14 protein-coding genes and 1 tRNA gene are annotated in these 13,599 nt (G+C 48.3%); 10 read left to right on the top strand and 5 right to left on the bottom strand.

The genetic code is table 11. The annotated features are described in order from the left end of the window. Positions 1–22: 22 nt before the first annotated feature. From NSMM_RS01430 to argC, 3 genes are read right to left on the bottom strand one after another with little or no spacing between them, the layout of a single operon-like run. Positions 23–454 (bottom strand): bactofilin family protein, encoded by a 432-nt coding sequence (locus NSMM_RS01430; protein WP_090283901.1) that lies wholly within the window; start codon positions 452–454, stop codon positions 23–25. 8 nt (positions 455–462) lie between these two features. Then, complete coding sequence (locus tag NSMM_RS01425) at positions 463–1,203, bottom strand: DUF6776 family protein (RefSeq protein ID WP_245654632.1); 741 nt, start codon at positions 1,201–1,203, stop codon at positions 463–465. Positions 1,204–1,238: 35 nt separating this feature from the next. Then, positions 1,239–2,267 carry an N-acetyl-gamma-glutamyl-phosphate reductase gene (gene argC / locus NSMM_RS01420; RefSeq protein WP_090283898.1) on the bottom strand — a complete coding sequence of 343 codons (1,029 nt, stop codon included), beginning with the start codon at positions 2,265–2,267 and terminating at the stop codon, positions 1,239–1,241. Positions 2,268–2,583: 316 nt separating this feature from the next. On the opposite strand from argC, the gene NSMM_RS14980 reads away from it, so the two are divergent. The 4 genes from NSMM_RS14980 (at position 2,584) to NSMM_RS01405 (ending at position 5,557) form a co-directional block, all read left to right on the top strand. Then, positions 2,584–2,940: a hypothetical protein gene (locus NSMM_RS14980; RefSeq protein ID WP_143001819.1), complete on the top strand. Its 357-nt coding sequence runs from the start codon at positions 2,584–2,586 to the stop codon at positions 2,938–2,940. A gap of 91 nt (positions 2,941–3,031) precedes the next feature. Continuing rightward, positions 3,032–3,331 carry a PepSY domain-containing protein gene (locus NSMM_RS01415; RefSeq protein WP_090283896.1) on the top strand — a complete coding sequence of 100 codons (300 nt, stop codon included), beginning with the start codon at positions 3,032–3,034 and terminating at the stop codon, positions 3,329–3,331. Between the two features lie 129 nt (positions 3,332–3,460). Then, on the top strand, positions 3,461–4,141 hold the full coding sequence (locus NSMM_RS01410) for a response regulator transcription factor (RefSeq protein WP_090283894.1): 681 nt from the start codon (positions 3,461–3,463) through the stop codon (positions 4,139–4,141). Positions 4,142–4,174: 33 nt separating this feature from the next. Further along, positions 4,175–5,557 (top strand): ATP-binding protein, encoded by a 1,383-nt coding sequence (locus NSMM_RS01405; RefSeq protein WP_090283892.1) that lies wholly within the window; start codon positions 4,175–4,177, stop codon positions 5,555–5,557. A 2-nt stretch (positions 5,558–5,559) separates the two neighbouring features. Here the strand turns inward: NSMM_RS01405 and rlmB are convergent, their stop codons facing one another. Together rlmB and rnr are read right to left on the bottom strand one after the other, a co-directional pair. Then, entirely contained in the window at positions 5,560–6,330 is a 771-nt protein-coding gene (gene rlmB, locus NSMM_RS01400) for a 23S rRNA (guanosine(2251)-2'-O)-methyltransferase RlmB (protein WP_090283890.1), read from the bottom strand. A gap of 34 nt (positions 6,331–6,364) precedes the next feature. Next, positions 6,365–8,557 (bottom strand): ribonuclease R, encoded by a 2,193-nt coding sequence (gene rnr / locus NSMM_RS01395; protein WP_090283888.1) that lies wholly within the window; start codon positions 8,555–8,557, stop codon positions 6,365–6,367. Positions 8,558–8,647: 90 nt separating this feature from the next. Between rnr and NSMM_RS01390 the strand changes: the two genes are divergently transcribed. From NSMM_RS01390 to NSMM_RS01365, 6 genes are all read left to right on the top strand, one after another. Then, positions 8,648–8,732: transfer RNA gene (locus NSMM_RS01390), tRNA-Leu, on the top strand. Positions 8,733–9,165: 433 nt separating this feature from the next. After that, positions 9,166–9,624 carry an ATP-dependent zinc protease family protein gene (locus tag NSMM_RS01385; RefSeq protein ID WP_090283886.1) on the top strand — a complete coding sequence of 153 codons (459 nt, stop codon included), beginning with the start codon at positions 9,166–9,168 and terminating at the stop codon, positions 9,622–9,624. A 6-nt stretch (positions 9,625–9,630) separates the two neighbouring features. Further along, on the top strand, positions 9,631–10,551 hold the full coding sequence (gene rimK, locus NSMM_RS01380) for a 30S ribosomal protein S6--L-glutamate ligase (RefSeq protein ID WP_090283884.1): 921 nt from the start codon (positions 9,631–9,633) through the stop codon (positions 10,549–10,551). Positions 10,552–10,558: 7 nt separating this feature from the next. After that, positions 10,559–11,521, top strand: coding sequence for a succinylglutamate desuccinylase/aspartoacylase family protein (locus NSMM_RS01375; RefSeq protein ID WP_090283882.1), 963 nt, complete (start codon positions 10,559–10,561; stop codon positions 11,519–11,521). 451 nt (positions 11,522–11,972) lie between these two features. Next, on the top strand, positions 11,973–12,653 hold the full coding sequence (locus NSMM_RS01370; protein ID WP_090283880.1) for a glutathione S-transferase: 681 nt from the start codon (positions 11,973–11,975) through the stop codon (positions 12,651–12,653). Positions 12,654–12,743: 90 nt separating this feature from the next. Next, positions 12,744–13,599: IS1595 family transposase (locus NSMM_RS01365; protein WP_090283878.1), on the top strand; the 856-nt coding region annotated here is incomplete at its 3' end.

Below are 13,599 nucleotides of genomic sequence, written 5' to 3'. Positions count from 1 at the left end.
GAAGAAGCGGCGCTACAAAGTATTACTCGTTTTCTTCCTTGGTTTTCTTCTGTGGCTGGGTGGGGGCCATTAGGGTGATCAACTTATCAGGCTGAGCAGCTTCTATGCGGATCATTTTCCCTTCCACTGAAGCTCCCTGGTGAATTTTAAGAGACCGATAATGAATATCTCCCATAATTTTCGCGTGCGGCTGCAGCTCAAGCTCCTGTTCAACATGAATCGGACCCTTGACCGTGCCATTGACCACCATGTGCGTCACTCTTACTTTGCCTTCAATTATGCCCTGTTCACTTAACACCAGCATGGAAAGCGACTCACCTGCTGCCACAATACTGCCACATACGCGCCCATCCACCCTCAGCCCTCCCGCAAAATGGATATCGCCGGTAACGGTGGTATTGGATCCAATCAGAGTATCAATATGACTGACTGCTTTATTTTTTCTTCCAAACATGTATGTCCTCAAAGGGGTAGCTGAATGGTTTTCGTCAGAATCGGTTTGCTGTCACCATTTTCAAATATTCTAACCTGCAGGCTTTCCACGACTGTCTCCGTAGGCACTTGGAAACTTTTTTCCAACCGGTGGTAATAGCGAAAATCAACCGGAAATCCCTTGGATGCATTCTCATCGACCAAAGAAATTAATTTTTTCTCACCGTCCTGTTTCAATTCAACGGCAAACTCCAGGCTGCCAACAAAATTTTTGAGCCGTTTACCACCCTGTGCCAGTAAAAGAGTATAAAGATATTCACCTGGAATCGGGCTTGGCTCCAGTGAAAATCGATGGATGACCAGCTCGCCATCGGCAGCTTCATCATTTCCGGAAATCAAGCGCTGAAAGAGTGATAAATCCTCACGCAAACGCTCATTCTCTTCATCCAGTGCTTTTACCTGCTTGGCAAGATCCACCCGCGTGGCATTACTAATTTGCAGTTGCCTCACGAGATCGGCTATCTGTGTACAAAGCGTCTCGCTATATTTTTCCAGGCAATTACTGGCTTCGAGTATTTGTTCGAGTGCGGGATCGTTAGTGGCGACACTCCCATCATTTACTTTATCCGTTCCTCTGCCCGCCTCATACGCGCCATAAGCCAGCAAGGCGACCAACAGCAAGCCGATAACGGAAAATAATACGCGCTTGTACCAGGGCACATGAGCTCTGACCACCATGATCGGCGCGCTGACATCGGTTTTGCTGCGCATCAAATTGATCACCTTTTTATTATTATCTTGCGGATTCAGGGTAGCAGAGGGACAAAGTCAATGCCGGTCGTCTCCGTTAATCCGTACATTATATTCATATTCTGTACCGCCTGTCCGGCCGCACCCTTAACCAGATTGTCTGTTACTGACAAGATTACTGCCATCTCACCTTGTTGCGGGCGATGAACGGCAAGTCGGCAAATGTTGGAACCGCGAACCGAACGGGTTTCTGGATGACTGCCCGCTGGCAATACATCGACAAAAGGTTCGTCCTGATAGCGATCCACATACAATGCCTGCAAATCAATTTCTTTGGTCAGTCTGGCGTAAAGCGTGGCATGAATGCCGCGAATCATCGGTGTCAAGTGTGGCACAAATGTCAAACGAACAGCTTTGCTCGCCCGTTCGGATAATCCTTGTCGGATTTCTGGCAGATGACGGTGCCCGGGCACTCCGTAAGACTTGAAGTTATCAGCGGATTCCGCAAAAAGAATCGGTACTTCTGCTTTGCGTCCTGCCCCGGATACGCCTGATTTGGTATCCGCAATCAGATAATCAGTATCAACTACACCGGCTTCAATCAGCGGCAGGAAACCCAGTTGTACTGCTGTCGGATAACAACCGGGATTCGCAATCAACCGCGCATGACGCACCTTTTCACGATTAACCTCCGGCAATCCATAGACTGCCTCTGCCACCAACTCGTGAGCAGCATGTTTCATCCCATACCATTCTTCCCACAACGCAACATCCTTGATTCTAAAGTCAGCCGAGAGATCAATGATTCTCACATTCGCAGCCAGCAAGGCGGCTGCCTGATGCATCGCCACCCCATTAGGGGTCGCAAAGAAAACGACATCACATTGTTCGAGATCAGCCTGTGCCGGATCACTGAATTGCAGATCAATCAGTCCGCGCAAGCTTGGAAAAAGGACATCGACCCCTTGCCCACTTTCCTGACGAGAAGTAATGACCTTGAGCGTCACCTCCGGGTGCCGTACCAGTATGCGTAAGAGTTCGACGCCTGTATAGCCAGTACCACCAATAATGCCAACTTTGATCATTTAAAAATAGTAATGATTAGAAAAGCAGCATTTTAACGCATTGGTGCTGCCGCCATGAATAAAGAAAAAGCTTAAAAACAAGCTGTACTGGCGAAAATAAAACCTGAATCTGAATCATAATCTGATTGCTGTTCAGGTTTTTCCACGTTTAAGAAGCTCCGATACTACCGCAGCTTGCCTATAAACTACCTTAATAAAGCTGCACTTCAAAGTTGAAACCGCGATTCATTCAGCTTCTGTTCAGGTTACTTTTGCTATCTTGGTCGCCAAGACAGAAACTTTATTCTGTCGTTTAACCTGAAAGAGGAGAAGCACCGTGAGAACTAATTATTCTTTATTCATTGGAGCCATTTTGGCTCCTCTATTAGCAATCATATTATTATTCTCTACTAATGCACAGGCTGATGGCCGCAATCACGTTTATGGCAATCAGCATAATCACTATTATGGTGGACCTGATTACCGTTATTATAACGATCATAACCATGGGCATCGTCGGCATCACAAACGGGCAAAACGTCATCGCCATAATCACTACAATAATTATTATTATCCCCAAGTGAGGAGAGAGGTGTATTACGGTCCACAGTACTATCAACCACCTCGTGGCGGACACAATGATTTCATTATGGGATTACGTTCTGGCAATACCAGTATTATGATAGGCTATTAGTATTAGAAGTCCGGCGCTTGGCATCAAGTAATTAAGGGAAGTCAGGCGCCGCATTATCAATATCTATTGTCTTACCCGAATCAATTTCTAAATGCGCTTATACACTAATTACAAGTGGATATTGCTTGTCATTTCTTTTCTTGTGGCCATGCAGATCGCTGGGCATTCATTTTCGCAGCCACAGGAAGCGGTATATTTGATGACCGCCGGTAAGCGTACTGAGATTTCTCCACAGGAAGCCGCAGTGATTGTGCAGAGATCGGTCGGTGGCCGGGTGTTATCAGTCAATCATGAGTCATCCCATTACCGTGTAAAGATTCTGAACAGTAAAGGGCACATTCAGATTATTACGGTCGATGCACGTAGTGGCGCCATTCTCTCCACCCGGTAGCCTCCAGCTATTGGCTGGCAGCAATTCAGCCCAAGGCGCTTTAAAAATTCATATTTCGTCACCCGCAAAAAATGTTTCCTTACATATCAATTATATGCTGCGTCAACATTTTTTATTTCTAAAATTGGTATGCGCATTCTGGTTATTGAAGATGAACCTCAGCTGTTAAATCTGATTTCTCATCAGTTGACTGCTGCTGGATTTATGGTTGATCAGTGCAGCGATGGCAGGGAAGGTCTTTACATTGCAAGTGAATATCCGCTGGATGCCGCCATCGTGGATATAGGGCTACCCGGTTTATCCGGACTGGAAATCGTCGCCACGTTGCGCAAGCAGGGTAGCTTGCTTCCCATTTTGCTACTGACCGCACAGAGCAGCTGGCAGGATAAGGTCATCGGTTTGGAAGCTGGTGCTGACGACTACCTCGCCAAGCCGTTTCAGGGCGAGGAATTGCTCGCCAGAATCAAGGCGCTGCTGCGTCGCGCAGCAAGCGCCACTGATTCGGTATTGACGAGTGGTCCGATTTGTCTGGATACCTCTACCCAGGTAGTCAGTGTCAACAATGAAACCGTTAATCTCACTTCTTTCGAGTATCGTTTGCTGGAGTTTTTGATCCGCAATCAGGGAAACGTTATCGGCAGACAAACTATTACGGATTATCTTTATCCTCATGGAGATGATCATGACAGCAATGTGCTCGAAGTACTCATTGGCCGCTTACGCCGAAAACTTGATCCTGATGGAACGCTGAATCCAATTCAGACGGTTCGTGGACAAGGTTATCGCTGCTTAGTGCAGTCGTCCCAGTAACTTGTTTTTTCTGTATCTCTGATTAACACCAGTATGATGTCCCTTAATCAGCGCATTCTATCCAGCGCGTTCGTCGTGTTGATTCTCTTTGTGGTTGGAACGGCTATTACGCTGGATCGTGCCTTTCAGGACAATGCGCTTGCCGCGTTGCAGGACCGGATGCTGGGAAAACTTTATCTGCTGATGGGTGATGCAGAGGTGGATTTAGATGGTAATTTAACTATGCCGGAGGAATTTCCGGGGTTTCCGCAGATTAGCCAAATCCATTCCGGTACCGCTGCTTTTATTACGGATGGTACTCAAAAGTTAGTATGGCAGTCGCTTTCCGCGCTCTATCTTCCTGCACTGCCAACCAATGAGCAAATGACAGATCAGCAGCAATTCAAACGATTGATAATGAATGATACCCCCTATTTTCTTTACCATTATCCTGTTCAGTGGGAAACCGAAGCGAAAGATTATCCGTTTGTTTTTCATCTGTTGATGGACAGCTCGTTGTTTGATGACCAGCGAGATCAATATGAAAACACCCTGTGGAGCTGGCTTGCTGCCATTGCTTTGCTATTGCTTGTCGTGCAGGCAGTTGCGTTGCGCTGGGGGCTGTTACCCATGCGTAAGGTCGCGGGTGAGTTGAATCGTATCGAGGCCGGTCAGCAGGAAAACCTGGGAGGTCGGTATCCAGTTGAACTCAGCAAATTGACTGACAACATCAATTCATTGATCCATCATGAGCGCAAGTATCAGCAACGCTACCGGAATGCGCTGGCGGATCTGGCGCATAGCCTTAAAACACCACTCGCCATTCTGCAGGGCGCGATCAAGACAGAAACCGACCCCCGTAAACTCAAACTGCTGGTTGCCCAGCAGATTGAGCGAATGGATAATATCGTGCAATATCAGTTACGACGCGCAGCTACCATCGGCAAACTACCAGGTGCAAGATTGATCAGGTTGCAACCCATCATTGAAAAAATCGTAAATGCCGTCAGCCGTGCGCATTACAGCAAACAGCCCCGGATCGATATCGAGGTCGATTCTGCCATTAGTCTGCAAATCAATGAAAGTGATTTGTTGGAGTTACTTGGCAATCTGGTTGATAACGCATTTAAATGGTGCCGAGAGCGGGTCACTATCACGGCTTGTCATCAACAAGACAAAATTGTAATCAAAATCAGCGATGATGGACCAGATATTCCTGCAACTGAATCTGTCAGAATTCTGCAACGAGGTGTGCGGGGCGATTCCTCTGTTCCTGGACATGGGATTGGGCTGGCGATCGTTCAGGATATTTTGCAGGCCAATGACGGGCAGTTAACTGTTGTATCAGAAGGGGCTGCTGGCAAAAGTTTTGTTATCAGCTTCAGTCAGCCTTTCAAGACGCATGCTGGCAAAGGTAATTCTGGGCGAAGGTTCTAGCGCTAGCCTGTTGCGATATCGGCACGTGGTTGCGCGAGCGCTGCCCGCTGCCGGAATGTCTCAAATAAGCAAATTCCGGCACTTACCGATACATTTAAACTCTCGACGCCTCCCACCATAGGAATCTGTACCAATTGATCGCAGCGCTCTCTGGTTAAACGACGCATTCCTTCTTCTTCGGCGCCCAGCACCCAGGCCATGGGGCCTTTTAGCACGACCGAATCCAGCCGATTGCCCGCATCGGCTGTCGTGCCTGTTATCCAAATGCCGCCTTCCTTGAGCTCATCCAATGTTCTGGCAAGATTGGTTACGGGGAAAAGCGGCACATTGTCGGCAGCGCCACTTGCTACCTTGTGTACAGTAGCAGTCAAACCCACCGCGCGATCCTTGGGTGTGATGATGGCATGTACGCCAAACGCATCAGCAACACGCAAACAAGCGCCCAGGTTATGGGGATCCTTCACGCCATCCAGTACCAGAAGTAACGCCGGCTCCGTCAGGCTATCCAGCATGTCCTCGATACTGGCATATTTTTTGAGTTGTCGCACATTAGCAACCACTCCTTGGTGATGAACTGTCCCGACGATGCGATTCAGCCTGTCCTGATGGCAGAGAATCAGGCGAACCGAAGTTTCTTTTGCACGTTTAATCAAATCGCGCGCGCGTTGATCCTGACGGCTCTCATCCAGATAAATTTCCTGAATACTGTCCGGGTGTTGCCGCAGGCGGCTGGCAATAGCATGGAAACTAAATATAGGGTATGAGCGCGTCATCTTTCATCCAATCATGGCGCTGGGCCAAACCAGGTTAATGGGGTTTACTTTTGCCGTCCAGTACAAAATCTATCTTGCGCGTTTCCAGATCGACTCGAACCAGCTTGACACACAGTCTGTCGCCCAACCGGTAACATTTGCCGGTTCGCTCGCCACGCAACAAATGTTTGACCGCATCGTGGTGAAAATAATCTCGGGGCAGTTCAGAAATATGTACCAACCCTTCCACATAAATATCATCTAACGCAACAAAAAGACCGAAGCCCGTCACGCCACTGATGACGCCGTCGAAGCTATCCCCAATTTTATCCTGCATGTAGAAACATTTCAGCCAGGACTCTACCTCACGGGTCGCCTCATCAGCGCGTCGCTCGGTTTTGGAGCAGTGCTTGCCCAATTCGTACCAGTCACCGGATGCATATATTTTGCCGGTAAGTACCGCTTTAATTGCGCGGTGTACCAGCAAATCCGGATAACGGCGAATCGGGGAAGTGAAGTGGGTATAGGATTCATATGCCAAGCCAAAATGGCCAACATTGTCAGGACTATACACGGCTTGCTGCAACGATTTCAGCATGACTGTCTGCAACAATTGTTCATCTGGTCTGTTTTTGATCTGCCTGAGCGTTTTGGCATAATCCTTGGCATGAGGTTTGTCTTTGCCACTTAACTGTAAGCCAAACTCTTTTAAAAAGTCACGCAATGCGGCCAATTTTTCAGCTACGGGGCCTTCATGTATGCGATACAACACCGGCTGTCCGTGTTGCTGCAGAAAATTGGATGCGCATACATTGGCTGCCAGCATACATTCTTCTATTAAACGGTGTGCCTCATTGCGAACTACAGGACGAATCTGCTCTATTTTCCCCTGATCATTAAAAACCATTTCGGTTTCAACTGTCTCGAAATCAATGGCACCGCGTATTTTGCGAGACCGCTGCAATATTTTGTATATCTTGTGAAGTGACTTGATTGGTGTCAATAAATCAGCATGTTCCCTGGCGACTGCTCCTTTCGGTTTTTCAAGCATTTCTGCAACAATGGTATAGGTAAGCCGGGCATGGGAATGCATGACGGCCGGATAGAAGCGGTATTCGGTCAGCTCCCCCTTGGCGGTCCAGAGCATTTCACATACCATGCACAAGCGATCTTCCCGAGGAATCAGAGAGCATAATCCATTTGAGAGCTTTTCCGGCAACATGGGAATTACTCTTCTGGGAAAATAAACTGAATTTCCTCGATTGAAAGCATCCCTGTCCAGCGCACTCTGGTCGAGAACATAGTGGCTGACATCGGCAATCGCCACAAACAGTCTGAAATTTTTGTCTTCCGGTTGACAGAAAACCGCGTCATCAAAATCCTTGGCAGTTTCACCATCGATCGTAACCAACGGTAAATGGCGAATATCTGCACGCTTGAGCAAATCTTTTTTCAGAACTTTGCTCGGCAGTTTACTGGTAATTTTCTCGGCTTCCGGCGTGAATACATTTGGCAGGTCAAATTTTCGCAGTGCGATTTCAATTTCCATGCCAGGCGCAGCATAATCCCCCAGAACTTCAGTGATACGACCGACTGGTTTCGCCCGATGATCGGGTTGTTGAACAATATCGACCATCACGATTTGCCCGGCACGCGCTTTCATCAAGCCTTCCTTGGGAATCAGAATTTCCTGTCTGATACGTTTGTCTTCAGCAGCAACGAAATAGATGTCATGTTCTGCATAGAGGCGCCCCACCAGACGGCTATTGACACGTTCCAGCACCTCAACAATCTTACATTCCCGGCGTCCCCGGCGATCAATTCCGACTACTCGTACAATCACACGGTCACCGTGCATCACCTTTTGCATTTCCCTGGGGCTCAAAAACAGATCACTTTCGCCATCGTCAGGCAATAAAAAACCAAACCCATCACTATGTCCTTGTACCGTTCCTTTGATCAACTCCAGCTTTTCAGTAACGCAAATATCACCTTTTCGGTTACGTATAACCTGACCTTCCCGCATCATCGCTGACAGCCTACGCCGAAAGAAATCAGATTCATCTGCCGAAATATCCAATAATTTTATTAGATTATCTTCGTCAACCGGCACTCCTTGCTGCTCAAGAACCTGCAGGATAAATTCCCGACTTGGAATGGCCTGGCCGTAACGCTCTTTTTCTCGAGTAAGAAACGGATCAAGCTCACGCAGCTTTTTACTCGCTTGTGTTTTACGTTTGATTGACAAATTAAAGGTTTCCTATAAAATCGACGGGCTTTTCTGCGATTGCTTCGTTAGTTTAACCGACAGGTTGAATGGAATGGTAATCACAAAATTGCCCAGATGGCGGAATTGGTAGACGCGCATGGTTCAGGTCCATGTGCCTTCGGGTGTGGAGGTTCGAGTCCTCTTCTGGGCACCATAAACAACTTGTCTGGCTACCTTTCGTCATACGTCAATTTTCCAATTTGACGTTGCGTATTCCTTGCTCTGATTATACGTTATTGTATTCCTTTTGCCCCCTGTTGATACCATGTGAATGCGGTGCGGCTGTTTTGGGTGCTGCCACTACAATTCAAGTGCCACGAATTTTTCTCGACCAGCAATCCATATTATGGTTAGAATCCATAATTTCAGGGTGTTGATATGCTGTGTTAACAATATTGGCCTTGACTTGTCATCGACTTAATTTAACTGTAACAACCTGCAAGTAGGCACCTCTAAAAACTCGGGGTTCTAAACAAGGCCGAACGTGAATAAAAAATGTTGACGCAACATACAATTGATATGTAAGGAAACATTTTTTATTAACAACAGGGTGTTATAGTGAAATGTGAATTTTTAAAGGTGTCCAAGTGACAAATCTACCCACCATTGGCTGGCGGGAGTGGATAATGTTGCCGGACCTGAATATTCCTGGAATCAAGGCAAAAATCGATACCGGTGCGCGTACATCGACCCTGCATGCGTTCAGAGTCGAGCCATATCAAAAATGTCATCAACTGTGGGTAAGATTTACGATTCATCCGGATCAGTACGACACCGATAACTGGATCGAATGCCATGCGGCGGTCAAGGATCAACGTTTGGTCAGTGATTCAGGAGGTCACAAGCAGTTACGTTACATTATCGAAACTCAGATGTGCGTTGGGCATCATGCGTTCATGGCTGAAATGACGCTGACTTGCCGCGATGATATGCGTTTCAGAATGCTACTCGGCCGCACTGCGCTCAATGGCCGTTTTATCGTTGATCCCAGTGTTTCCTATCTGTTCGGCAAACGCTCACTGCCGGCCAGAGTTATCAACAGGTGATTTATTATGAAAGTGGCAATCTTGTCTCGCAATGCCAGGCTTTACTCCACCAGGCGGCTGGTAGAAGCGGCTATCGCACGCGGGCACGAAGTGAAAGTACTCGATGTATTGCGCTGTTACATGAATATCACATCTCATCAGCCAGGTATCCATTATCGTGGCGAGAAGCTGGAAGTGTTCGATGCAGTTATCCCTCGTATCGGGGCATCGGTTACATTCTATGGAACAGCAGTACTCAGGCAGTTTGAAATGATGAATGTCTTTCCATTGAATGAGTCGGTGGCAGTCACGCGCTCGCGCGACAAGCTGCGCTCCCTGCAATTGCTGGCCAGAAAAGGAATTGGCCTGCCTGTCACGGGTTTTGCGCATAATCCCGACGACATCGACGATTTAATTGCACAGGTTGGCGGTGCGCCGCTGGTGATCAAACTGCTGGAAGGCACACAAGGTATCGGCGTCGTCCTGGCGGAAACCAAAAAAGCAGCGGAGAGTGTCATCCAGGCTTTCATGGGGCTGAACGCAAACATCATGGTGCAGGAATACATCAAGGAAGCCGGTGGTAGTGATATACGTTGCTTCGTCATTGATGACAAGGTGGTGGCTACCATGAAACGCCAGGCACCAGAAGGTGAATTTCGTTCCAATCTGCACCGTGGCGGACAAGCTTCACTAATACAGCTTACTCCTGAAGAACGTTCGACTGCAGTACGCGCTGCCAAAATAATGGGACTCAATGTCTGCGGAGTCGATTTGCTGAGATCCAATCATGGACCGGTCATCATGGAAGTCAACTCTTCCCCTGGCTTGCAAGGGATCGAAACGGTCAGCGGCAAGGATATTGCCTCTTCCATCATCCAGTTCATCGAGAAACGAATCAAACTCCTGGAACATACTCCAGAAAAATCACGCACCCGTGGTAAAGGGTAAATAACCAATGACTGCGGCGCTGATCATCAATCAACAAACCATCAAGCCAGGCACGATTACCACCATTGATCTGCCTTTGCCGGAGCTATACACGCACACGCTGATGACCATGCCGATTCATGTCGTCTGTGGCAAAAAACCCGGGCCACGTCTGTTCGTCAGTGCAGCTATCCATGGCAACGAGCTGAACGGGGTTGAAATTGTCCGGCGCCTGCTGAAACAGCCGGGATTAGACAAGCTTCGCGGTGATCTGATTGCCGTCCCCATGGTCAACGTCTACGGCATAATCCAACAATCCCGTTATCTGCCGGACCGACGTGATCTCAACCGTTCATTTCCAGGTTCAAAAAAAGGGTCATTAGCCGCACGCCTGGCTGATCTCTTCATGACCGAAATTGTAACTAAATGTACCCATGGCATTGATCTGCACACTGGCGCAATCCATCGTAACAATTTGCCACAAATACGCGCCAATCTGGATGATCCGGAGACGCTGCGACTTGCAAAATCCTTCAATGTGCCGGTATTGCTCAATTCCAATCTGCAGGATGGGTCCTTACGTGAAGCCGTATCCGAACTGGGCATTCCCATGCTGCTTTATGAAGGGGGTGAAGCACTGCGTTTTGATGAAAATGCTATTCGTGTGGGTTTGCGCGGTATTCTGGGCGTTATGAAAACGTTGGGAATGATACCCGAGAAATCGCAAGGCAAAGCCGGCTCACCATCATTACTGGCGCATGACAGCCAGTGGATCCGCGCACCTGGCGGAGGCATCTTTTGCGCGGCCCACCGCCTGGGAGAGCCTGTCCGTGAACAGGATGTGCTTGGTATCATCAGAGATCCTTCCTCCAGCTTGGAAATTCCGGTCATCGCATCCTGCAATGGGTTGATCATCGGCCGCTCCGAACTGCCGTTGGTCCACGAAGGAGAAGCACTTTTTCATATTGCCCAGTTTGCGCAATCCGCGTGATCCCCTTGCTTTGCTGCATGTCATGAGCCGATCTTAGGAATCAAAACAGCAAAACAGGAGCATATCACGATCTTTTGCCTAGCAGAAAATCGTGATATGCTCCTGTTTTTCCTTCTTCTTTAGCCTGAGCTCGACGTCAGTCTGTCGGAACACACCTGGGTTCTTATAGGTGGCAGATTCAACTTTGAAGTGCAACAATAACTAGGAGCCGACGGCATGCCTCGCTTCAAGCACTGCACAACTACGACCAGGCCGCCATGGTCGTGATCAATTATCAGGAGCAGCTCTAGCCCGGCACCTTTGAACACGTCGTTCATTACCTGATTGAACACAAGTTGGATCTGTCGGTGTTTCACCCCAAGTACCGTAACGACGCCGTGCTGCACTTCACCTCAATCTATAAAGCTCCCCTATAATTAGTGGCTTAGTTAATTCAGCCAGGAAGCAAACTATGACCGTGTCACTGCATCGCTTGTACTCCTTCCGTCGTTGCCCTTACGCCATGCGTGCTCGACTCGGTATCTTGTTTGCCGAGCTGAAGGTGGAGCTACGGGAGATCGTGCTGAAAAACAAACCGGCGCAGATGCTGGCTATCAGTCCTAAAGGCACGGTTCCTGTTCTGGAACTGGCTGAAGGTAATAGTTCTAAGAGATTCGTTATCGAGGAAAGCAGGGAAATACTGGAGTGGGCATTGAAGCAGCAAGATCCGCAAGGCTTGTTAAACATCGATTTAGTCAGCGCTAATGCCCTGATCGGCCGTAACGATAACGAGTTTAAACACTGGCTAGATCGCTATAAATACGCCGACCGTCATCCAGAACTAACCCGGCTGGAGTACCGGCAACAAGGCGAGGTGTTTTTGCAGGCGTTAGAAAATTTACTAGCCAGGAATAGATATCTGCTGGGGGCCGACATCAGCATCGCTGATGTCGGCATCATGCCTTTTGTGCGCCAGTTCGCCCATGTAGATCGGGCGGTGTTTTACAGTCTGCCCTATCCAAATTTACAGCAATGGCTGAGGGATTGGCTGGAACACCCAGTGTTCCAACAAGTCATGATCAAATTCCAACCTTGGCAGGAAGGCGATGAAATAGTGGTGTTTCCAAGCGGCAGTCACTGCAATTCCAAGTAGCTGTACCTTAACTTAGACTATGTCTGCATTAAACGTTGGAACTACCTTTTTGTCGAATAGGCTGGAACCTTAAGACTGGAGGGTATAGTCATGAAAGCCGCTGATTCTCGGGAGTGGTTGGAAAAGATATCGCAACTTAATCGTCGTCAAAAAGAACAGGCCAAACATTATCTGAGCGAGGCGAAGCCACAAGCTGTGGTTGTGAAATATCTTGAGGATTTTTTTGAGCCGAGTTGTCCGGTCTGCCAGGCGGATCGCCCTCATCGCTGGGGGCACCAGGCGGGGTTGCAACGTTTTCGCTGTTGCTTATGCAAGCACACATTCACGGCTATTTCGGGAACTCCTTTGGCCCGTCTGCGGCATAAGGAGCAATGGTTGAATTACAGTGCAGCGTTGATTGAAGGTTTGACCGTGCGAGCTAGCGGCAGGCAATGCGGAATAGACAAAAACACCAGTTTTCGTTGGCGCCATCGGTTCCTGACTTTGCCGGCGGCTACTAAAGCCAACCACTTGCAAGGAATCATTGAGGCGGATGAGACCTTTTTTCCCTCTTCCTGCAAAGGTCAACGTCACCTGAATCGTCCACCGCGTAAACGCGGTAAGCAAATCCATGTACGTGGAACAGGCAAAGATCAGGTGCCGGTGCTGGTAGTACGCGACCGCTCTGGTGCAACAGCAGATTTCATGTTGAATGCGCTTGATAAGAAGACAATTGAGCCTCCTTTGCGGGCTATCCTGGCAAAAGATGCCATTTTCTGTAGTGATGGCGCTGCCGTCTACCGGTCTGTGGCTCATAGCCTCGGAATTACCCATCACCCCGTCAATCTCTCTGCTGGAATTCGAGTCATTGCTGGTGTTTACCATATCCAGAATGTTAATGCCTACGACAGCAGACTTAAACAGTGGATGAAAAGATTTCATGGGGTCGCAACCAAATACCTGGAAA

It is taken from the genome of Nitrosomonas mobilis, from assembly GCF_900103035.1.
Lineage (GTDB): Bacteria > Pseudomonadota > Gammaproteobacteria > Burkholderiales > Nitrosomonadaceae > Nitrosomonas > Nitrosomonas mobilis.
Note: the sequence above shows the minus strand (reverse complement) of the source record. Positions and strands in the feature narration are given on the sequence as shown.